This is a genomic window from Pseudochelatococcus contaminans, assembly GCF_014195635.1.
Classification (GTDB): Bacteria; Pseudomonadota; Alphaproteobacteria; order Rhizobiales; family Beijerinckiaceae; genus Pseudochelatococcus; species Pseudochelatococcus contaminans.
In genome coordinates, this window is sequence record NZ_JACICC010000001.1 from 305,743 (window position 1) to 327,065 (window position 21,323).

Below are 21,323 nucleotides of genomic sequence, written 5' to 3' on the forward strand. Positions count from 1 at the left end.
CGGTCGCTTCATCGGCTGGCGGTTCCCCCATTCCTGACAGGGCATTCACATTCAATGACTGTTTCCGCATCGCCCGCCCGTCCCGTGCCGCTGGCCGTCATCACGGGGTTTCTCGGCGCGGGCAAGACGACGCTGCTCAACCGCCTTCTGCAAGATCCCGCGCTGGACGGCACGGTCGTGATCATGAACGAATTTGGCGAGATCGGGCTTGATCACCTGCTGGTGGAGAGCGTCGACGAGGGCATGCTGTTGCTGTCGTCCGGGTGCTTGTGCTGTTCGATTCGCGGTGATCTCATCGCCACCCTCGAAGACCTGCTGCAAAAGCGTGACGCGGGTGAGCTGTCGTTCCGCCGCGTCGTGATCGAAACCACCGGCCTCGCGGACCCCGCGCCCATTCTGCACACGCTGATCCACCATCCCTTCCTTGGGCAGCGCTTTGCGCTTTCCGGCGTGATCACGCTGGTCGATGCGGTCAACGGCGCGCAGACGCTGGACGCTCATCCCGAGGCGATCAAGCAGATTGCGGTTGCCGACCGGCTGGTGCTGACCAAGGTCGATCTGCTCGGCGATGCATCCGCGGAGCAGGCGCTACGCGCCCGGCTGCGCCGGCTCAACCCTGCCGCACCCATTCTCGACGCTGCGGCAGGGGAGGCGACGGCATCGCGCCTGCTGGACGCCGGTCTTTATGATGTCGACGGCAAGATCGCTGACGTGCGCGAGTGGCTTGCCGCCGAGGCTTTTGATTATCCGCATGGCGAGGGCGCGCACGATCGCCGCCATCACCACCACGGTCATCATGAGCATGGCCACCACCATCATGACGTTAACCGCCATGATGCACGCATTCGGGCGTTCTGCCTCTCGACGCCGTCGGCGATCGGGCGCGGGCGTTTTGATTCGTTTCTGGATCTGCTGCGCTCGGCGCACGGGCCGAATCTTCTGCGTGTCAAAGGCATCGTGCGGATAGCTGACGATCCCGGCAGACCCGTTATCGTGCACGGTGTGCAGCATCTGTTTCACACGCCGATAACCCTGCCGCAATGGCCGGATGCAGATCACTCCACACGGCTGGTCTTCATTTTGCGCGATCTCGACGAATCGTTCGTGCGCCGTTTGTGGAACGCCTTCACCGGCGAGCCTGCCATCGATGCGCCCGATGCCGCCGCCCTGACCGATAATCCGCTATCGCTGAGGCGATAAGGCGTTTTCCGGTGGGCCCGTAATATAAGTCTGCCGGTAACTTCGGTGTTTAGATGCAGGGTGTCATCTAGCCGCGCGCTGCTGCGCGTCTGGCGGCCAATGCGATGCTCCATAAAGTTTTCTGCGCCAGTTCTGGGGCCAGCGCGGCATTGCGGCGTGTGTTGCCGGTGGCCGTTCCCACCTCCCGCACGACGCGCGTGAGATCCGTGCCGGTCCAGAGCCTCAGGTGGCGCTCCACGGCAGCCTTGCGCTTGAAATGCAGACTGCGCATGCCCTCCACCGCCGACGCCGGCGAGCCGCCATTCGCCTCGATGCCATTGCGGGCCCGCGCCAGCATCAGGCCGTGGCGCAGCACGAATCCCAGCAGCACACCGGCATCAAACCCTTCGTGCATCAGGCGGGTGAAGGCGATATCGAGGGCAGGCAGATCTCCCCCATAAGCCGCGTCCACGGCCGCATCGACGGCCAGCGCCGAAACGTCGCCCACCACCGCATGCACGTCCGCCAGCGATATTTCCTTGCTGCCGCGCGCGTAGAGCATCAGTTTTTCAACTTCGGACCGGCTGGCAGCCCTGTCTCCGCCGAGCAGCGAGATGAGAACAGCGCGTGCGTCGCGTTCGATTGCCAGGTTGTGCTCGCGCAACATGCTGTCAACGAGACCGCCGATTTCGCGGGCGCCATCGGTATAGCAGGGAATGGCAAGCGCCACGGGCGAACGCTCACACAGCGTCCGCAACGGGGATGAGCGTTGCAGATCCCCGGCCTCCACAACCACGATGGCGTCTTGCGGCGGAGTGGCGAGAAGCGGCGTCAACGCCGAGGCCAGATTGCGCCCGGTCGCACTGACGCGGATAGCCCGCCGCCCACCGAAAAGGCCGATGGTGTTCGCTTCATCCAGCAGGCGCAAAGGATCGGAAGCGACATCGTCACCTTCGATCCTCACCATCTGGAAGGGGTCTGCCGGATCTTCAACCGCGCCATTTGCCAGCCGTTTGGCGCGCTCGGCAACGAGACCCGCGTCCGGCCCGTAGACCAGAAACACGACGGCTTTCGGGTCCGGGTTTGAAAGAACGCGTTCGGCATCGGCAGCCTTCACGGCAACCATGGCCGATCAGCGCCCCGCCCGGATTTTCTGCCCGGCGAACTGGGCCGCGATTCGCGTCTTGATCTGTTCGGCCAGCGCCGTCGCAACCCGGATCTGGGCGTCACGAGCCGCGCGCAACGCGGCGAATCGCTGGGGCGTGCGATCATAAGCGGACGATGCCAGCGCCTGTCCGGAATAGACCGGCTCACCGCCCTCCACAGGCACGAGGCGGAAGTCGGCCTGCCCCTTGAGAAGAGCCGCCTCTGCGTTACCCGTCGACGTGTTGACGATGGTCGAGGTGATGCTTTCCCGCACCGACGTTTCCAGCCGATAGCGTTTCGGAGTTTCACCCGGCGCGCCGCCCGACAGGCGATACGTCAGCTCCGACTGCGTGTAATAGGCCAGCCGGGGGTTGTCGTGATTGCCGGGATTGATGGTCGCGACCTCGATGGACGCGAGCTGGTCCTGTACGCTGGTGCCGTCCGGCGACACGGCGTACATGGGCCGGAAGCAGCCGCCAAGGGCGGCAGCCGCGATGACGACGGCCGCAACGCGCGGCAGCAGGCGGATGGTGTCAGACCACGACATTGACGATCCTCTGCGGGACGATGATGATCTTGCGCACGGGCCGTCCTTCCGCCGCACGCTGCACGGCGTCAAGCGCCAGAACGGCCGCCTCGATGCTGGCCTGATCGGCATCGCGCGCGATTTCAAGGTCGGCGCGCTTCTTGCCGTTAACCTGCACGGGCAGAGATATCACATCTTCTACCGTCAGCGCACGATCCGCAACCGGCCATGGCGCTTCAGCGACAAAACCTTCATTGCCGAGCAGCGCCCAGCATTCCTCGGAGAGATGCGGCGTCATCGGCGCAGCGATCTGGGTCAGGAAAGTCGCCGCTTCCCGCGCCGCTGCAACCAGTGCAGCGCTTGCGCCGTTCTTGCGCGCGGGCACCAGCGCATCCTGCAAGGCATTGGCGAGTTCGTAGATCTGGGCCACGGCGCGGTTGAAACGCAGCCGCTCGATGTCCTCGTCCACGGCAATGACCGCGCGGTGCGCTGCCTTGCGCAGCTTGAGCGCCGCCGCCTCATCGTCCACACCATCGGTGGCGGAAAGGTGCGCGGCCTCCTGCACCAGCCGCCACAGCCGCTGGATGAAACGGTGCGCGCCCTGCACGCCTTCCTCGGACCAGATGAAATCGCGTTCCGGCGGCGAATCGGACAGCATGAACCACCGCGCCGTATCGGCCCCGAAGGTGCCGATGATCTCGTCTGGATCGATGACGTTCTTCTTCGATTTCGACATCTTTTCGATGGAGCCGATTTCGATCGGCTCGCCGGTTTCGATATGGAATGCGCGCCGCGCATCGCTATCACCGGCCTCGAAGCGCACATGCGCCGGCTCCACCCATGTCCGGTTAGCGTCACGGTAGGTTTCGTGCACGACCATGCCCTGGGTGAACAGGCCGGCAAACGGCTCCTTGACCGACAGGTGACCCGTTACCGCCATGGCCCGGCTGAAGAAGCGCGAATAGAGCAGGTGCAGAATCGCATGCTCGATGCCGCCGATATACTGATCCACCGGCAGCCAGTGATTGGCCACGGCGGGATCGGTTGGCGCCGATTCGTTATGCGGGTCCGTAAAGCGGGCGAAGTACCAGGACGAATCGACGAACGTGTCCATGGTGTCCGTCTCGCGCCGGGCCGCGCCGCCGCATTGCGGGCAGGGCACCTGCTTCCACGCGTTGTGGCGGTCGAGCGGATTGCCCGGCTGGTCGAAGCTCACGTCGTCGGGCAGCCTCACCGGCAGATCCTGCTCCGGAACCGGCACCGGGCCGCAACTGTCGCAGTGGATGATCGGAATCGGGCAGCCCCAGTAGCGCTGGCGCGAGATACCCCAGTCACGCAGGCGGAAATTCACCTTGCGCACGGCAACGGGCGCGCCGCCGCGGACTTCTTTCTCAAGCCGCGAAGCCACCTCTTCCTTCGCCTGCGCAATGGTCAACCCGTCGAGGAAGCGGGAATTGATCAACACGCCGTCATCGGTAAACGCGGTATCGGTGACGACGAAGCTCGCCGGGTCAACATCCGGCGGGCACACGACAGGAGTGTTGCCAAGCCCGTACGCATTCGAAAAATCGAGATCGCGCTGGTCGTGCGCCGGGCAGCCGAACACCGCGCCGGTGCCGTAGTCCATGAGCACGAAATTGGCCACGTAAACCGGCAGCTTCCATTCGGGATCGAACGGATGCTGAACCGTGAGGCCGGTGTCGAAGCCCTTCTTCTCGGCCTTTTCCAGCGCCTCGGCAGCCGTGCCCACCTGATGGCATTCCTCAATGAAGCCGGTGAGGGCCGCATTGTCTGCCGCCAATGCCTTGGCCAGCGGATGATCCGCCGAAATGGCTAGGAAACGCGCGCCGAACAGCGTATCGGGACGGGTGGTGTAGACTTCGATTTCCGAAAAATCCGCAGGCGCGCCTGCGGGGTCGAGCGCGAATCGCAAGGCAAGACCTTCCGAGCGGCCAATCCAGTTGCGCTGCATGAGGCGCACTTTTTCGGGCCAGCGGTCGAGGGTGTCGAGCGCGTCGTCGAGATCCTGCGCGAAGTCCGTGATCTTGAGGAACCACTGCGTCAGCTCGCGCTGCTCGACGAGCGCGCCGGAGCGCCAGCCGCGCCCGTCAATCACCTGCTCGTTCGCCAGCACCGTGTGGTCGACCGGATCCCAGTTGACCTTCGCCGTCTTGCGGTCCACGAGCCCATTCTTCAGGAAATCGATGAACAGCTTCTGCTGATGCTTGTAATATGTGGGGTCGCAGGTCGCGAACTCGCGGCTCCAGTCCAGCGACAGCCCCATGGATTTCAGCTGCTTGCGCATCGAAGCGATGTTCGCATAGGTCCACTGCGCCGGGTGGACCTTGTGCTCCATTGCGGCATTTTCAGCCGGCATGCCGAACGCGTCCCAACCCATGGGGTGCAGCACGTTGAAACCCTTGGCGCGCTTGTAGCGGGCCACCACGTCGCCCATCGCATAGTTGCGAACATGGCCCATGTGAATGCGTCCCGAAGGGTAGGGAAACATCTCAAGCACATAATAGGGCGGGCGGCTGTCGTCGTTGCGGGTGTGGAAAATTTCCTTCTCTTCCCACGCCGCGCGCCAGCGGGGTTCCACGTCCTTGGGGTTATAGCGTTCCGTGTTCGTTGCGTCCGCACTCATGGTCTGGCTATCTTGGTCCAACTGTCCTGGTCTGGCGATACTGGCCTTGCTATCCGCAATCCGTTGCCGCACATCGTAGAGGCCTGTGGTCTGCACAACAATGCAATCCCGCGCGAGGATATTTCCCCGCAGCGAGAGTGCAGTGCAAGTTGCGCAGGACTAGGGCACGAATGGGCGATGCCGTCAACGTGCTCTCCGCATTCCACGGCGCCTGAAAGGATTTGCCCGGTGAATGACGGGGGAATGATGCAAACAGGACACCGATATGCAGGACACCGATATGACCGACAGCCCTGATGACCAGCATGGCGGTGACGCCTCCGGGTCCGCAGCCCGCGAAGATCAGGTGTCTGCGGCTGCTCGTCTTGCCGCAGTGCGCGCCGCGATTACCCGCTCGGCTGTGGAGGAAGGGCGCGATCCGGCGGAGGTGACGCTGGTCGCGGTGTCGAAAACGTTCGATGCGGAAGCGATTCGGCCTTTGCTCGATGCCGGTCAGCGTGTGTTCGGCGAGAATCGCGTGCAGGAAGCAAAAGAAAAATGGCCCGCGCTTCGGCAGGACTACCCAGATGTGCGATTGCATCTCATCGGGCCGTTGCAGACAAACAAAGTGCGCGAGGCCGTCGCGCTGTTCAACGCCATCCATTCGCTCGACCGCGCATCGCTGGCGCGGGAGTTGGCAAAGGAACGCGCGCGCCGGGGCGGCGATCCGCTTCCCGAACTCTTCATCCAGATCAACACCGGCGAGGAGACGCAGAAGGCAGGCGTCGTTCCTCAGTCGGCTGATTCGTTCATCCGAGAATGCCGCGAGGAGCATGGTCTGGAGATTGCGGGGCTGATGTGCATTCCCCCCGTGGACGAACCGCCGTCGCCGCATTTCGCATTGTTGGCGGAAATCGCAAAGCGGAATGGAATCAAACAGTTGTCCATGGGAATGAGCGGCGACTTCGAGCAGGCCGTCATGCTGGGCGCGACGTATGTCCGCGTGGGATCAGCCCTGTTCGGCTCGCGCGCATACGCTGTCTGATCCTGAAACTTGCGTTCGCGAAGTCTGTGTGCACAGCGTGACATGCGTGCAACGAAGTGGCCAGATTGTGACAAGCCGGGTTGCGCGGTGTTCTAGGCTATGTTAGGGCACGCCAATAACACGGGAAGGCAGATCGCGTTCCCGTTCTCACCTTAGAGTTTGCAGGCGAGTGGATGGGTGCGACGGCCCTTGGGGCTGCATGCGCATATCCTTTCGATCAACCCGGAGAGAGGCCCGTGTCAAAAGGCGGATCGATCGTTTCCGGCGTCGCGGGACGCTATGCTACCGCGCTGTTCGAGCTGACGGCTGAAGAAAAGAACATTGATGCTGTCACCGCTGATCTCGATCGGTTCGACGCCCTCATCGTGGAAAGCGATGATCTGGCGCGGCTCGTACGGGTTCCGGTGTTCACGGCCGAGCAGCAGCTCGCCGCCATCAGCGCGGTTCTGGACAAGGCCGGTATCGGCGGAACAGCAGGCAACTTCATCCGGTTGGTCGCGTCCAACCACCGTCTTTTCCTTGTTCGCGAGATCATCAAGGCATACAAGGCCCTCGTGGCCGAAAGCCGTGGGATCGTGCGCGCCGAGGTGACGTTGGCTGAAGAGCCGTCGCCGAAAGCACTGGAAGAGATTAAAACATCCCTTCAGGGCGCGGCGAAAGGCGGCGAGGTCATTCTCGACGTCAAGGTGAATCCCGCCATTCTGGGCGGCATCATTGTCAAGCTCGGCAGTCGCCTCGTCGACGCGAGCCTGCGTTATAAACTGAATTCTATCCGTCTCGCGTTGAAAGAGGTCGGCTGATGAGCATACGTGCGGCGGAAATTTCCGCAATTCTCAAGGAGCAGATCAAGAATTTCGGCGAGGAAGCCGAAGTTACTGAGGTCGGCCAGGTTCTCTCGGTGGGTGATGGTATCGCCCGCGTCTACGGTCTGGACAATGTCCAGGCGGGTGAGACGGTGTTGTTCGAGTCCGGCGTGCGTGGCATGGCCCTCAACCTCGAAGCCGACAACGTCGGCGTCGTGGTTTTCGGCAGCGACCGTGAAATCACGGAAGGCCAGACCGTCAAGCGCACCGGTACGATCGTGGACGTTCCCGTCGGTCGTGGCCTGCTCGGCCGCGTGGTCGACGCCCTCGGCAACCCGATCGACGGCAAAGGCCCGATTGAGTACACCGAGCGCCGCCAGGTCGACGTGAAGGCTCCCGGCATCATTCCGCGCAAGTCGGTGCATGAGCCGATGGCGACGGGCATCAAGGCCATCGACGCCCTGATCCCGATTGGCCGTGGCCAGCGTGAGCTGATCATCGGTGACCGCCAGACCGGCAAGACCGCGATCGCGCTCGATACGATCCTCAACCAGAAGTCGATCAATCAGGGCGACGACGAGAAAGCGAAGCTTTACTGCGTCTACGTCGCCGTGGGTCAGAAGCGTTCGACGGTTGCCCAGTTCGTGAAGGTTCTCGAAGAGCAAGGCGCTCTGGAGTACTCGATCATCGTGGCCGCAACGGCCTCCGACGCGGCTCCGCTTCAGTATCTGGCTCCGTTCTCCGGCACCGCCATCGGCGAGTACTTCCGCGACAACGGAACGCACGCAGTGATCGTGTTCGACGATCTCTCCAAGCAGGCTGTGGCTTACCGCCAGATGTCGCTGCTGCTGCGTCGTCCGCCCGGCCGCGAAGCTTATCCGGGTGACGTGTTCTATCTGCACTCCCGTCTGCTGGAGCGCGCTGCGAAGCTCAACGAGGAATACGGCCTCGGTTCGCTGACCGCTCTTCCCGTTGTCGAGACGCAGGCCAACGACGTGTCGGCTTACATCCCGACCAACGTGATCTCGATCACCGATGGGCAGATCTTCCTTGAGACGGATCTGTTCTATCAGGGCATCCGCCCGGCGGTGAACGTCGGTCTGTCGGTTTCGCGCGTCGGCTCTGCCGCACAGACGAAGGCGATGAAGAAGGTTGCTGGCAAGATCAAGGGTGAGCTTGCCCAGTATCGTGAGATGGCTGCCTTCGCGCAGTTCGGTTCGGATCTCGATGCCGCAACCCAGCGTCTGCTCAACCGCGGCGCGCGCCTGACCGAGCTGCTGAAGCAGCCTCAGTTCTCGCCGCTGAAGAACGAAGAGCAGGTCGTCGTGATTTACGCCGGCGTGAATGGTTACCTCGACGTCATTCCGGTTTCGAAGGTTCGCGCGTTCGAAGAAGGCCTGCTGGCCTCGGTGCGGTCCAAGCATGCTGATATCCTTGAGGATATTCGCGTGACGAAAGACCTCACGAATGACACGGCGGCCAAGCTGAAAGCGGCTGTCGAAGAGTTCGTGCGCACGTTCAACTGATCGGTACGGGATCCGGGTCGTGGCTGAAGGCTGCGACCCGCGAGGGAGATAGGCGTCAACATGCCGAGCTTGAAGGATCTGCGTAACCGCATCGCCTCTGTGAAGGCGACGCAGAAGATCACCAAGGCCATGCAGATGGTGGCTGCGGCGAAGCTTCGCCGTGCCCAGCTTGCAGCCGAGGCGGCGCGTCCCTTTGCCGAGCGGATTGATCGCGTGCTTGCCAATCTGGCAGCAGGGATCGGACCGGGCGACGGTGCGCCTCCGCTGATCGCAGGAACGGGCAAGGACGACGTTCATCTTCTGATCGTCGCCACTGCCGAGCGCGGCTTGTGCGGCGGCTTCAACTCCTCGATTGCCCGTCTGGCTCGTGACCATGTTCAGTCGCTGCTGGGGCAGGGCAAGCAGGTCAAGATCATCACGGTCGGCAAGAAGGGCGCGGATATTCTCCGCCGCCAGTTTGAGGACTACATTATCGAGTCCATCGAGTTGCGCGACGTTAAGACGTTGACGTTCGACGTGGCTGATCGCCTCGGCAAGAAGCTTATCGAGGCCTATGAAGCCGGCGAATTCGATGTCGCGACGCTGTTCTACTCGCAGTTCCGCTCTGTGATTTCTCAGGTTCCTACGGCGCAGCGGATTATTCCCGCGCAATTGCCCGAACGTGTGAACGACGGTGGGCTGGAAGCCGTTTACGAATACGAGCCGAACGAAGAAGAAATTCTCGAATCCCTGTTGCCGCGCAACGTGTCGGTGCAGGTTTTCCGCGCTTTGCTGGAAAATGCAGCGTCCGAACAGGGCGCACGTATGTCCGCAATGGATAACGCAACGCGTAATGCCGGTGAAATGATTAAGAAGCAGACGCTGATCTATAACAGGTCGCGTCAGGCGATCATCACCAAGGAACTGATCGAGATTATTTCCGGTGCAGAGGCGATCTAGCATCGGTAACCGGATCGACGCCGCGGCGTCGCCGTGAAATAAATCTGGAGCGTTGCCCGAAGCGGCAGGCGCCCGCGTGTTGGAAGTATAAGAGGCCCGGACGGGCTCGGACGGAGCTGCACCATGGTTAATGATTCCCCGGCTAAAAATACCGGCCGCATCACGCAGGTGATCGGCGCTGTTGTCGACGTGCAGTTCGAAGGCCAACTGCCCGAGATTCTGAACGCGCTGGAAACCACCAACCGTGGCCACCGGCTTGTGCTTGAAGTGGCGCAGCAGCTTGGCGAGAACATCGTCCGCACCATCTCCATGGACACGACCGAAGGTCTCGTTCGCGGTCAGGAAGTGAGAGATACGGGCGCGCCGATCACGGTGCCGGTTGGCAAGACCACCCTGGGCCGCATCCTGAACGTCATCGGCGAGCCGGTTGATGAAGCCGGCCCGGTCGAAGCTGAAGCTTTCCGCGCCATTCACCAGCCTGCTCCGAGCTATGCAGAACAGTCCACGGAAGCGCAGATCCTCGTGACGGGCATCAAGGTCGTCGACCTGCTCGCTCCGTATTCGCGCGGTGGTAAGGTCGGTCTGTTCGGCGGTGCCGGCGTCGGCAAGACGGTTCTGATCCAGGAACTGATCAACAACATCGCCAAGGCGCACGGCGGTTACTCCGTCTTCGCCGGCGTGGGTGAGCGTACGCGTGAAGGTAACGATCTCTACTACGAGATGATCGACTCCAAGGTGAACGTCGACCCGAAGGAAAACAACGGATCGACCGCCGGCTCCAAGTGCACGCTGGTCTACGGCCAGATGAACGAGCCTCCGGGCGCCCGTGCGCGCGTCGCATTGACCGGTCTGACGATGGCCGAGTACTTCCGCGACCAGGGTCAGGACGTGCTGTTCTTCGTCGATAACATCTTCCGCTTCACGCAGGCTGGTTCGGAAGTGTCGGCTCTTCTCGGTCGTATTCCGTCGGCTGTGGGTTATCAGCCCACGCTGGCGACTGACATGGGTGCTCTTCAGGAGCGCATCACCACCACCACCAAGGGTTCGATCACTTCGGTCCAGGCTATCTACGTGCCTGCCGACGATCTGACCGACCCGGCTCCGGCAACCTCGTTCGCCCATCTTGATGCGACGACGGTGTTGTCGCGTACGATTGCCGAAAAGGGCATCTACCCGGCTGTTGACCCGCTCGACTCCACGTCGCGCATTCTGTCGCCGCTGGTTGTTGGCGAAGAGCACTACAATGTAGCGCGCTCTGTGCAGCAGGTGTTGCAGCGTTATAAGGCCCTTCAGGACATTATTGCCATCCTCGGCATCGATGAGCTGTCGGAAGAAGACAAGCTCACCGTGGCGCGCGCCCGCAAGATCGAGCGCTTCCTGTCGCAGCCCTTCCACGTCGCAGAAGTGTTCACCGGCTCGCCCGGCGTGCTCGTCAGCCTGGAAGACACGATCAAGGGCTTCAAGGGCCTTGTCGAAGGCAAGTACGACCATCTGCCGGAATCGGCTTTCTACATGGTCGGCACTATCGAGCAGGCTATCGAGAAAGCACAGAAGCTTTCGACCGAAGCTGCGTGATAGAGACGGTATGATATCGTTGTGATAAAGCGGGGCGCATTGGTGCCCCGTATTGGAGAGACTTCGGGAGTACCGTCATGACTACCTTTCATGTCGAGCTGGTCTCGCCTGAAAAATTGCTGTTCGCTGGTCAGGCCGAAAGCGCCACGGTGCCTTCCGTCAACGGTGAAATGACTATTCTGGTTGGGCATTCCCCATTGATGGCCGTGCTGAAACCGGGTGTCGTGACGATCCGTGAGACCCAGCAGGGTGCGGGTGCCCAGCGTCTTTTCGTTCGCGGTGGTTTCGCCGATGTAAACCCCGCCGGGCTGACCATTCTGGCCGAGTATGCAATCCCCGTTGAGGAGATTGATGTCGTGCTGGTCGACTCGCAGATTCGCGATGCGGAAGAAGATTTCCGCGATGCGAAGACTTTCGATGAGAAGCAGAAGGTATCCGACAAGCTCGTGCATCTGCGCGATTTGCGCGCTGCTGTACGGCGCTGACACCGCCTAGCCCGGAACGATTTTAAAGGCGGCGTCAGCCGCCTTTTTTATTGAGACCGTTGTCTTGCCATTTGGGGGAGTTGGGTCATGTCAGATGAAATCGAGATTGTTCATGGCGCTGATCCGTTGACACCTCTCGAGCATCGCCGTTCGACAACGCCTTTACTGCTTGGCGGTCCCGGCCCCGATGACGCGACATTACGTCGTCTTCTGACGATTGCATTGCGGGTGCCGGACCATGGGAAGCTTGAACCATGGCGTTTGATCGTGCTTCGTGGAGATGCCAGACACGAGGTTGCACGCCGGCTAACGGACGTCTACACGCGCGAACATCCTGACGATGATGCCGAGCAGCGCGAGAGGCAAATCGCCAAAACCGTTGATATGCTGACGGCCGCACCTGTGGTTGTTGTTGTGGTCAGTCGTGTCGATCCCCTTGCTCGTAAACCTGAATGGGAGCAGGTTCTGTCCGCTGGCGCCGTATGCATGAACTTGCTGACAGCCCTGACCCTTGCCGGCTTTGATGGTGTCTGGCTGACGGGCTGGTCGAGCTACAGCGAAGGCGGCAGGCAAGCTCTCGGTCTTGAAAGCGGCGAAAAAGTAGCCGGCATCATTCCGATTGGCACGGCGAGCGAGCAACAGAAAGATCGTCCGCGCCCTGATTTCGACCGGAAGGTTTCCTTCTGGCAAGCGACGGCTCCATAACCTTCAACTGGCGTGGGCCTATCCGATTGCGCTTGCCCAACCGGGGTTCTCATGGTTGAAGACGCGCCAAATCATTGGTGCTGAGTGATTCCGTTGGATCATTCAGCGCGCCATCTCGCCACGTCCTTTCGCATGTATTTTTGCAGGAGCCCTGAATGACCGTCTTGCCGCCCCCTCTTGACCGCAAACTCATTGCGCGTCAGGCCGCCCGGATGCTGCTTGAAATCAAGGCGGTGCATTTCAATGCCGAAACGCCTTATATCTTCACGTCCGGCTGGGCGAGCCCGGTCTACATTGACTGCCGCAAGATCATTTCCTTCCCGAGGCTACGCTCGTCGCTGATCGATTTCGCCGCGTCCACCATCGTAAGAGAAATCGGCTACGAATCGATCGACGTCGTTGCGGGGGGGGAGACGGCAGGCATTCCGTTTGCCGCGTGGATTGCGGATCGTTTCGAGTTGCCGATGCAGTATATCCGCAAGAAGCCGAAGGGTTTCGGTCGCAATGCCCAGATCGAGGGCGAGGTGCATGTTGGTGCGCGCACGCTGCTGGTCGAGGATCTGGCGACGGATGGCCGCAGCAAGGTCAACTTCGCGGAAGCCCTTCGCACCGCAGGCGCGCAGGTCGATCATTGCTTCGTGCTGTTCTTCTATGACATTTTCCCGCATAGCCGTGAGGTTATGGAAAAGCTCAACGTCAATCTTCACTATCTCACCACATGGTGGGATGTGCTGGAAGCTGCCAAGGAGAGCGGCCACTTTGATCCCGGCGTGCTGAGCGAGGTCGAGGGCTTCCTGAACCGGCCTGCCGAGTGGTCGGCAGCGCATGGCGGGATTTCGTCGTTGGGGAACTGAGTTTCAGGGGCGGGCACGTGGATGAGCGGCGTCATACGCCGCCATCAACCGGCTCGCGTCGACTTTGGTGTAACCCTGCGTCGTTGATAGTGATGCGTGGCCGAGCAGCTCCTGAATGGCGCGCAGATCCCCGCCGCGCGATAGCAGATGCGTCGCGAAAGAATGCCGCAGGGCATGGGGGGTCGCGCTTGATGGCAGTCCCAGCGCCCCTCGAAGCGATTGCATCGCGAGTTGAACGACACGGGCTGACAGTGGCCCGCCTTTTTGGCCACGGAACATCGGTTCATCAGGGGCGAGCGTGAAAGGACAGAGCGCGAGATACTCGGTAATCGCCGCGCTCACTTCTGCAAGCACTGGCACGGAGCGCATCTTATTGCCCTTGCCGATGACGGTCACGCTGTCCGTGCCTTCGATAGGGGCATCCTGCCGCGTAATGGCCAAGGCTTCGCTGATTCGCAGGCCGCAACCGTAAAGCAGTGCAAATACAGCGGCATCGCGCGCCAGAACCCACTGCGGCCGGTCTTCGCTAGCTCGCAGATCCGCGTCGGTCACGGCGCGTGCGGCAGGCGCACTCATCGGCTTGGGCAGCGTTCTGTTCACCCGGGGGCCGCGAACGGCAGTAAAGGCGGCTGCTTCGCCGCGCTCGGTGCGCTCAAGATATTTGGCGAAGGAGCGCAACCCAGCCAGCTGCCGCATCAGGCTCCGGCTGCCTACATCAGCCTGCCGGCGTTCTGCAAGAAAGGCGCGTAGGTCAGCCGGTTTCAGGTTTTCAAGGCTGGCGAGGGACGGGCTCTCATTTTTTTGCCGGCCAAGAAAGCTCAGGAACTGGCGCACGTCGCGCTCGTAGGCGATGACGGTTTTCGGCGATAGCCGCCGTCCTGAGGCCAGATGCGCCAGCCATTCGGCGAAGGCCTCGCGTAGATCGGCATGCATGGGCGCCCCTTCCGAGCAAACCTGTCGCTGGTTGGATACAGGGTCATTCGGCGAATCTGACATTGAAGCGCGCTCCGATCGAAACCCCGATATGCGGGGCCGTCGCTGTTCATGGAGCTAACATAGGCGGCGCCAGCTAACGGGGGGTAAATCCATGGTGCGGCGGGCTTTGCCCGAACCCGCAAATGGCGTATGTCCACCTGCATGAACCTGTTCGCGGACATACCATCACCCGACGACGACGCGCCCGCGCTCGTCGCAGAGGTGCTTTTGCCTGTTGCGCTGGATAAGGCCTATTCTTATCTGGTGCCCGCTGGCATGGCGCTGGGCGAGGGGGATGTCGTCCTCGTGCCGCTGGCAAAACGCCAGACAGCGGGCGTGGTGTGGGCGCTGCGCGGTGTGGATGGCGCGGGCAGCAATCTGCGATCTGTGATCGGGCGCATCGATGTGCCGCCGTTTGGCAAGAGCCTGCGCGATTTTCTGGATTGGATCGCCTGGTACACCCTCGCGCCGCGCGGGTTGGCGATGAAACTGGCTTTGCGCGTGCCCGAAGGTGCCGGTCCCGATGAAAGCCGTATGCTGGAGCCGCCGCGCATCGGCGTGCGTATCGCCGGTGAGGCGCCCCGGCGCATGACACCTGCGCGGGGGCGGGTGCTGGCAGCTCTGGCTGACGGGCATATGCTGTTGAAGCGCGATCTGGCGCATGAGGCGGGTGTGTCGGCAAGTGTCGTCGATGGCCTGCTGGATGAAGGGACGTTGGAGGCCGTAGCGCTGCCGCCGATGCCGGTGGTGCTGCCGCCCGATCCCGATTTCTCCCGCGCCGGCCTGTCGGAGGCCCAGCATGAGGCGGCGGCAGCACTGGCGGCGCAGGTGCGTGACGCGCGCTTCTCGGTGACGCTGGTTGAGGGGGTCACGGGCTCCGGCAAAACCGAGGTTTATTTCGAAGCCGTGGCCGAGGCCCTGCGTGCCGGTAAGCAAGCGCTGATCCTGATGCCTGAAATCGCCCTCACGTCGCAGTTTCTGGCGCGTTTCGAAGCGCGCTTTGGTGCGAGGCCTGCGGAATGGCACTCGGGTATCACCGGGCGCAAGCGCGCGCGGATACATGCAGGAACCGCCGATGGCAGCGTGCGCGTGGTGGCGGGCGCGCGTTCTGCGCTGTTCATGCCATTCCGCGATCTGGCGCTTATCGTCGTGGATGAGGAGCACGAAACCGCCTACAAGCAGGATGATGGCGTCACTTATCATGCGCGTGACATGGCGGTTGTCCGTGGCCGTTTTGATGATGCAGCCGTCGTGCTGGCGTCCGCGACGCCATCCATCGAGAGCAAGGTCAATGCGATCAAGGGGCGCTATCGCCATCTTGTTTTGCCGGAGCGTTTTGGCGGCAGGCAATTGCCGTCCATCAAAGCGATCGATCTGCGTCGTCATCCGGCGGAGCGGGGGCGGTGGATCTCGCCGCCTCTGGTAGCGGCTGTGAACGATACGATGGCTGCGGGCGAGCAGGCGCTGCTGTTTCTCAACCGGCGTGGCTATGCGCCCCTGACATTGTGCCGCCACTGCGGACATCGTTTCCAGTGCCCGAATTGTTCGGCATGGCTGGTCGATCATCGCTTCCGGCGGGCGCTGGTGTGCCATCATTGCGGCCACGTCGAGCGCCGCCCGGATATTTGCCCGTCGTGCCATGCCACGGATACGCTCGCGGCTTGCGGGCCGGGCGTGGAGAGGTTGGCCGAGGAGGTGGCGGAGGTATTCCCGGACAAGCGCGCTATCGTGCTATCCAGCGATTTTCCCGGCGGCGCGGAACGCATCCGGGCGGAGTTGCAGTCGATTGCCGATGGGGAGGTCGACATCGTCATCGGCACGCAGCTCGTGGCCAAGGGGCATAACTTTCCCGGCCTGACACTGGTTGGCGTCGTGGATGCCGATATCGGTCTTTCCAATGGCGATCCGCGTGCGGCAGAGCGCACATTCCAGCTTATGCAGCAGGTCACGGGCCGGGCGGGGCGGGGTGAGAAGCCGGGCCGCGCGTTGATCCAGACGATGCAGCCGGATCATCCGGTGTTGCGCGCCATCGTCTCTGGAGATGCACAACGGTTTTATGCGGAGGAGATCGCCATGCGCGAAGAGGCTGGTCTGCCGCCCTTTGGCAAGCTGGCGGCGCTCATCGTCTCAAGCCCCGACCGGGCCGAGGCGGAAAACCATGCGCGAGCATTGGCGCGGGTGGCGCAGGCGCCGTCGAACGTCGCCGTTCTGGGGCCGGCGGAAGCACCGTTGGCGCTGGTTCGGGGCCGCTATCGCTTCCGCTTGCTGGTGCGGGCCGAGCGCGGCGTCGATATGCAGGGCTATCTCCGCGACTGGCTGTCGCGTGCGCCAAAGCATCCGGCCAAGGTGCGCGTGGCGGTGGATGTCGATCCGCAAAGCTTTATGTAGCGGGTGTTTGTTATATCTTCCTGCCCCATGCGAGCGCCTCGCGAACGTGGGTGCGGACCTGCTCTTCGGCCAGCCGTGACACCGCCTTGCGGTCTGTCGTCGCATCGAAGGGGATAGGGTCGCCCCACGTGATCTGCACGTCGATGCCGCCGCCGGAGAGCACGCCTTTCAGGTGCGGTGCAAGCTCCATGTCGCCGTGCCAGGCGATGTCCGGAATGTCGCCGCGCATAACCGGCAGGCCATCGCGGCGGACATAGGTGATGGCGAGCGGCTGCAGCACGACGTCCGAAGGCGATTCGGATGTCAGCGCCTCGCGCGCCGCGCCGACCAGTGCTGAACGAAACGGCAGGACGCGGGTGCCGTCGCCGGTGGTGCCTTCCGCAAACAACACGATGGCGTCGCCCGCTTGCAGGCGCTCCGCCACCGCGCCATTGGTGCGCGCCGTGTCGGTGCGCCGGGTTCGGTCGATGAACACCGTGCGCTGCAACCGCGCCAGCAGACTCACCACGGGCCATGTGCCGACTTCCGCCTTGGCGATGAATGAGAGAGGCATCAGCGCCGATAACACGCAGATATCCAGCCACGAGACGTGATTCGACAGGATCAGCGCCGCCTTGCCGCGTGGCGGTGCGCCATGAACGATGCGGCGAATGCCGAGCACCGAACAGACGATGCGGTGGTAAAGCATGGGCACGATGCGCCGGCCCGGCGCATTCAGCCGCAGCAGGAGCCATTGCAGCGGAATGCCCACGGCTGTCACGGGCACCAGCACCGCTATTTTGGCGTAGAAACCGAACTTGCTCATGGGGCGCCGCTGTTCCGGAGTTCCTGACGATTGAATGAAGCCGCTTCCGGCCTTCAGCGCGGTTGCCGCATGGGAGTGACGGTCATTTCGACTTGTCGTCGAGTGGCAGCGCGTAGAGTTCAAGCCGGTGATGCACCAGCCGATAACCCAGCTTGCGGGCAATTTCCGCCTGCAGGGCCTCGATCTCGTCGGACTGGAATTCGATCACCGCCCCGGTGCTCATGTCGATGAGATGGTCGTGATGTTCCTTCGGCGCGCTCTCATACCGGGCGCGGCCGTCACCGAACTGGTGGCGCTCCAGTATGCCTTGATCTTCAAACAGCTTGACCGTGCGATAGACTGTGGACAGCGAGATGTTGGCGTCGATGAGCATGGCGCGCCGGTGCAACTCCACCACATCCGGGTGGTCCTGCGCCTCGGAGATGACGCGGGCGATGATGCGGCGCTGTCCCGTCATGCGCATGCCGCGCGCGTTGCACAGACGCTCGATGGGGTTCTTCCCGGCGGCTTTGCCGCGCGTCGGGATCGCGTTGCCATCCGCCGGGGGCGAAACCGTCTCTTCCGCGCGCGCTCCAGCCTCTGCCGGGGCCTGTTTGCTCTTGGCGATCATCGCACTTCTTGGCTCGGTGGGTGATGGATATGCATGCGATGATTCTACAGGAAACCGCCCCTCAGTCCAAGGTTGCGTCAGTCCAGCGTCGCGCGCATGGTGATTGCGGTGGCAACCGTGCCGTCCGGCTTGGTGTAATAGCCGGGGCGGCGGCCGATTTCCGCAAAACCTGCCCGGCTATAGAGCGCCAATGCCGATTCGTTGCCCTCGTCGACCTCCAGAAACACCACGCGCGCGCCGGCGCGTGACAGGTTCTCCAGATGGGTGGAGAGAAGCGCCCGGCCAGCGCCCTGGCCCCGCGTCGCCGGCTCCACCGCAAGCGTAAGAATCTCGGCCTCGCCCGCGACAAGACGCGACAGCGCAAAGCCGGCCAGCTTCTTATCGCCGCCGATGAAGATGCCATCCGTATGAGAGGTTTCCGTTGCAATCATGCGCTCAAGTTCGAGCGTTCCCCATCGCCGCGCGAAGCTGGCGCTGTGGATGGCGGAAGCTGCCGCCGCATGGTCCCCGTCGAGAGGGGCAACGTGAAAGCCGGGCCGGCGGGAGGTGAACAGATCTCGAAATATCATGGCGTCGATACCGGAAAGAGCGTTGTCACGGAGGCAGGGGCGGAAAGTCACTGGCGCGGCAAATGCGCCTTGTCTTGCGGCTTGGCATCTGCGCCGCGCAGATAAAGGGGTTTGGGCAGGTCAATCAGCGGATCCGCCGCGACGCCCAGACGCGCAATCCAGCGAATATCCGGCGCGGGTGATGCATCCGCCACGTGGAGATCAAGGCCGATGGCACGCACTTCATCGGCCATCAATGGCGCCGCCGGTCCGGTCAGGGTCACCGCGCCGGTGCCCAGTTGCCGTGCCGCATCGCGGATCAACATGTGCTGCGCAGGGATGATGAGCCGGCCACCTGTTGCGATTGCCTTGAAATACACGGCTCCATGCCGCGCATCGATGGCCGCGGCCAGCACCGGCCGCCGGGGATCCGTGGTCACCACCAGCGGCGCCAGAAGCGCGGCGAGTGTCGTGACGCCAACAACCGGCGCGCCGACCGCAAGCCCGATGCCTCGCGCGGCGGAGATACCGACCCGCAATCCGGTAAAGCTGCCGGGGCCAACCGTGACGGCGATACGGTCGAGTGCCTTGAAACCTTCCTTGACGGAGCCTGCGGCGGATTGTGCGACGACCCGTTCAATCAGCGGCAGCAGCGCTTCCGCATGCCCGCGTTCGATCAGCAGGTTTTCACGCGCTACGACGCCGCTGTCGAGGAGATCGGATTCAGGCTGGTCGGCCTGCATCTGCGTATCCAGCACACAAGCGGCACAGGCGCCAAGCGCCGTATCAATGGCCAGTATGCGCAAACCCGTCTCCCGAACACCCTTGAATCATACGTCTTTAATAGCCGGCGGCCACTTCCTGTATGGTACGAAGCCGCGCCCGTGTCACCTTGTAAAGTATCGGGCCGAAAGACGGATAGGCTTTATTCAATGAAATCGGGGAGTCAACATGCGGGGATGCGGCGATCCCCGTAGCTTTGTGCGCGCAGCCGAATGGCTGCCGCCCGGCAGTTTTCATGCAATTGACCGGGCGGCGTATCCAGATTCAGACGATGCTGGCATATTCCTCGAAGGCGAGGCGGGGCAGGCGCTCGAACACGCTCTCCGGATCGCCGTAGCCGACGTTGACAATGAAGTTGGTCTTCACCTTGCCGCCGGGGAAGAAAGCCGCATCGACGCCATCCTTGTCGAAGCCGGACATGGGGCCGGTGTCGAGGCCAAGCGCGCGCGCCGCGAGAATGAAGTAAGCGCCCTGCAGCGAGGAGTTGCGGAACGCGGTTTCCTCGATGGCCGCGGCATTGCCTGCGAACCACGATTTTGCGTCGGCATGCGGGAACAGCCGGGGCAGATGCTCGGGGAAATCGGTGTCATAGCCGATGATGACCGTCGCGGGCGCGGAGAGCGACTTGGCCCGGTTGCCCTCGCTCAGCAAGGGCGCAAGCTTGGCCTTGGCCTCCTGCGAGCGCACGAACACATAACGCGCGGGCAGGGCGTTGACGGCGGTGGGGCCGAGCTTCGCCAGTTCCGCGACCTGACGCAGCAGATCGTCGGATACAGGAATATCCTTCCAGCCGTTATAGGTGCGGGCGGTGCGAAAAAGCTGGTCGAGCGCTGCGGCGTCGAGCGGGCGGTGGGATGCCTTGTCGGTCATGATGATCTCCGTCGATCAGAGTGAAAGATGATCGACACAGATCATATTGTGCAGAGCAGCAAGAAACCAGAGAGCCGGCGCTGGATTGTGCGGCAAGTCACAGAGAGAGCGGCAGTATTCAAGCAAAGCCGAATTGCCACTCTATCCATTTGTTTATTCAGCAGATTTACCCGCAAAGCGAACGCACTTTTCGGGCTGATGCTTTAGCCATGCAAGCTGACGTTGCGTTTTTGCAAGCCAGCCAATGCCGGAATGGAGCATGCCCATCCCGGCATGATCGTTAAACTGCCTGCACTTCCTCGATTTCCGGCAGGAAGTGGCGCAGCAGGTTCTCGATGCCGTGGCGTAATGTGGCTGTAGACGATGGGCAGCCGGAGCAAGCCCCCTTCATGGCGAGGTAGACGATACCGTCGCGATAGCCGCGAAACGTGATGTCGCCGCCATCGCCGGCCACAGCCGGGCGCACGCGCGTTTCCAGCAATTCCTTGATGGTCTCAACGGTTTCGAGGTCGGCATCCTCGAAAAACTCCTCGTCGTCATCATAGGAAGAAGGGCCATGGCCTTCCGCGATGAGTGGCGCGCCAGAGAGGAAATGCTCCATGATGGCGCCGAGAATCGCCGGTTTCAGATGCGGCCACTCACCGCTTGCCTTGGTGACAGCGACGAAATCAGAGCCGAAGAAGACGTTGGACACGCCATCGATATCGAACAGGCTGGCAGCCAGCGGCGAATGGGTTGCCTCGCTTGCCGAGCGAATCTCGACCGGCGCGTCGGGTGACACATCGCGGCCAGGCAGAAACTTGAGCGTCGCCGGGTTCGGCGTCGTTTCCGTTTGAATGAACATAATTTTCTCCTCACCATGCCGGTTCAAGAGCGGCGGTGAACGATGCCATCGGCGGCAGGTTAAAGGGGTGTTGCCGATGGATATATTCCAATGT

The 21,323-nt window shown here is 62.3% G+C and carries 20 protein-coding genes; 10 read left to right on the forward strand and 10 right to left on the reverse strand.

Features of this window, described 5'->3' with window-relative positions; translation table 11 throughout:
• The first annotated feature begins 54 nt into the window (after positions 1-54).
• The gene (locus FHS81_RS01245) at positions 55-1,200 is read left to right on the forward strand and encodes a CobW family GTP-binding protein (protein WP_183750221.1); all 1,146 of its coding nucleotides are present in this window, start codon (positions 55-57) and stop codon (positions 1,198-1,200) included.
• A gap of 67 nt (positions 1,201-1,267) precedes the next feature.
• Here FHS81_RS01245 and holA read toward each other — a convergent pair whose 3' ends face one another.
• The 3 genes from holA to leuS are packed head-to-tail and all read right to left on the reverse strand — an operon-like array spanning position 1,268 to position 5,495.
• A complete protein-coding gene (holA, locus tag FHS81_RS01250) occupies positions 1,268-2,305 on the reverse strand; it encodes a DNA polymerase III subunit delta (RefSeq protein ID WP_183750222.1) in 1,038 nt (345 codons plus the stop codon).
• A gap of 6 nt (positions 2,306-2,311) precedes the next feature.
• Positions 2,312-2,872, reverse strand: a complete 561-nt coding sequence (locus FHS81_RS01255; protein WP_183750223.1) for an LPS assembly lipoprotein LptE — start codon at positions 2,870-2,872, stop codon at positions 2,312-2,314.
• Complete coding sequence (gene leuS, locus FHS81_RS01260) at positions 2,859-5,495, reverse strand: leucine--tRNA ligase (protein WP_183750224.1); 2,637 nt, start codon at positions 5,493-5,495, stop codon at positions 2,859-2,861. The genes FHS81_RS01255 and leuS overlap by 14 nt, the downstream gene beginning before the upstream one ends.
• Positions 5,496-5,841: 346 nt before the next feature.
• Here leuS and FHS81_RS01265 point away from each other — a divergent pair, with 346 nt between their 5' ends.
• The 8 genes from FHS81_RS01265 to FHS81_RS01300 all read left to right on the forward strand — a co-directional run bounded on the left by FHS81_RS01265 (position 5,842) and on the right by FHS81_RS01300 (position 13,406).
• The gene (locus tag FHS81_RS01265; RefSeq protein ID WP_343052405.1) at positions 5,842-6,519 is read left to right on the forward strand and encodes a YggS family pyridoxal phosphate-dependent enzyme; all 678 of its coding nucleotides are present in this window, start codon (positions 5,842-5,844) and stop codon (positions 6,517-6,519) included.
• A gap of 236 nt (positions 6,520-6,755) precedes the next feature.
• Positions 6,756-7,319 (forward strand): F0F1 ATP synthase subunit delta, encoded by a 564-nt coding sequence (locus FHS81_RS01270; protein WP_343052393.1) that lies wholly within the window; start codon positions 6,756-6,758, stop codon positions 7,317-7,319.
• On the forward strand, positions 7,319-8,848 hold the full coding sequence (gene atpA / locus FHS81_RS01275) for a F0F1 ATP synthase subunit alpha (RefSeq protein WP_183750226.1): 1,530 nt from the start codon (positions 7,319-7,321) through the stop codon (positions 8,846-8,848). Before FHS81_RS01270 ends, atpA begins: the two co-directional genes overlap by 1 nt.
• Before the next feature lie 60 nt (positions 8,849-8,908).
• Positions 8,909-9,787, forward strand: coding sequence for a F0F1 ATP synthase subunit gamma (locus FHS81_RS01280; protein WP_183750227.1), 879 nt, complete (start codon positions 8,909-8,911; stop codon positions 9,785-9,787).
• 123 nt (positions 9,788-9,910) lie between these two features.
• Entirely contained in the window at positions 9,911-11,362 is a 1,452-nt protein-coding gene (gene atpD / locus FHS81_RS01285; RefSeq protein ID WP_183750228.1) for a F0F1 ATP synthase subunit beta, read from the forward strand.
• A gap of 77 nt (positions 11,363-11,439) precedes the next feature.
• Positions 11,440-11,847 carry a F0F1 ATP synthase subunit epsilon gene (locus FHS81_RS01290; protein WP_183750229.1) on the forward strand — a complete coding sequence of 136 codons (408 nt, stop codon included), beginning with the start codon at positions 11,440-11,442 and terminating at the stop codon, positions 11,845-11,847.
• A gap of 87 nt (positions 11,848-11,934) precedes the next feature.
• Positions 11,935-12,552, forward strand: a complete 618-nt coding sequence (locus tag FHS81_RS01295) for a nitroreductase family protein (RefSeq protein WP_183750230.1) — start codon at positions 11,935-11,937, stop codon at positions 12,550-12,552.
• 155 nt (positions 12,553-12,707) lie between these two features.
• The gene (locus FHS81_RS01300) at positions 12,708-13,406 is read left to right on the forward strand and encodes an orotate phosphoribosyltransferase (RefSeq protein WP_183750231.1); all 699 of its coding nucleotides are present in this window, start codon (positions 12,708-12,710) and stop codon (positions 13,404-13,406) included.
• A gap of 3 nt (positions 13,407-13,409) precedes the next feature.
• Here the strand turns inward: FHS81_RS01300 and FHS81_RS01305 are convergent, their stop codons facing one another.
• Entirely contained in the window at positions 13,410-14,339 is a 930-nt protein-coding gene (locus FHS81_RS01305) for a tyrosine recombinase XerC (RefSeq protein WP_183750232.1), read from the reverse strand.
• A 204-nt stretch (positions 14,340-14,543) separates the two neighbouring features.
• Here FHS81_RS01305 and FHS81_RS01310 point away from each other — a divergent pair, with 204 nt between their 5' ends.
• The gene (locus FHS81_RS01310) at positions 14,544-16,769 is read left to right on the forward strand and encodes a primosomal protein N' (RefSeq protein WP_183750731.1); all 2,226 of its coding nucleotides are present in this window, start codon (positions 14,544-14,546) and stop codon (positions 16,767-16,769) included.
• Between the two features lie 10 nt (positions 16,770-16,779).
• Here the strand turns inward: FHS81_RS01310 and olsA are convergent, their stop codons facing one another.
• The 6 genes from olsA to FHS81_RS01340 all read right to left on the reverse strand — a co-directional run bounded on the left by olsA (position 16,780) and on the right by FHS81_RS01340 (position 21,229).
• Complete coding sequence (gene olsA / locus FHS81_RS01315; protein ID WP_183750233.1) at positions 16,780-17,574, reverse strand: lyso-ornithine lipid O-acyltransferase; 795 nt, start codon at positions 17,572-17,574, stop codon at positions 16,780-16,782.
• Between the two features lie 82 nt (positions 17,575-17,656).
• Positions 17,657-18,037, reverse strand: a complete 381-nt coding sequence (locus FHS81_RS01320) for a Fur family transcriptional regulator (protein ID WP_183750732.1) — start codon at positions 18,035-18,037, stop codon at positions 17,657-17,659.
• A gap of 224 nt (positions 18,038-18,261) precedes the next feature.
• Positions 18,262-18,753 carry a GNAT family N-acetyltransferase gene (locus FHS81_RS01325; protein WP_183750234.1) on the reverse strand — a complete coding sequence of 164 codons (492 nt, stop codon included), beginning with the start codon at positions 18,751-18,753 and terminating at the stop codon, positions 18,262-18,264.
• 47 nt (positions 18,754-18,800) lie between these two features.
• The gene (gene tsaB / locus FHS81_RS01330; protein ID WP_183750235.1) at positions 18,801-19,538 is read right to left on the reverse strand and encodes a tRNA (adenosine(37)-N6)-threonylcarbamoyltransferase complex dimerization subunit type 1 TsaB; all 738 of its coding nucleotides are present in this window, start codon (positions 19,536-19,538) and stop codon (positions 18,801-18,803) included.
• Positions 19,539-19,779: 241 nt separating this feature from the next.
• Complete coding sequence (locus FHS81_RS01335) at positions 19,780-20,385, reverse strand: malonic semialdehyde reductase (protein WP_183750236.1); 606 nt, start codon at positions 20,383-20,385, stop codon at positions 19,780-19,782.
• Between the two features lie 280 nt (positions 20,386-20,665).
• Positions 20,666-21,229: a NifU family protein gene (locus tag FHS81_RS01340; protein WP_183750237.1), complete on the reverse strand. Its 564-nt coding sequence runs from the start codon at positions 21,227-21,229 to the stop codon at positions 20,666-20,668.
• Positions 21,230-21,323: the final 94 nt, after the last annotated feature.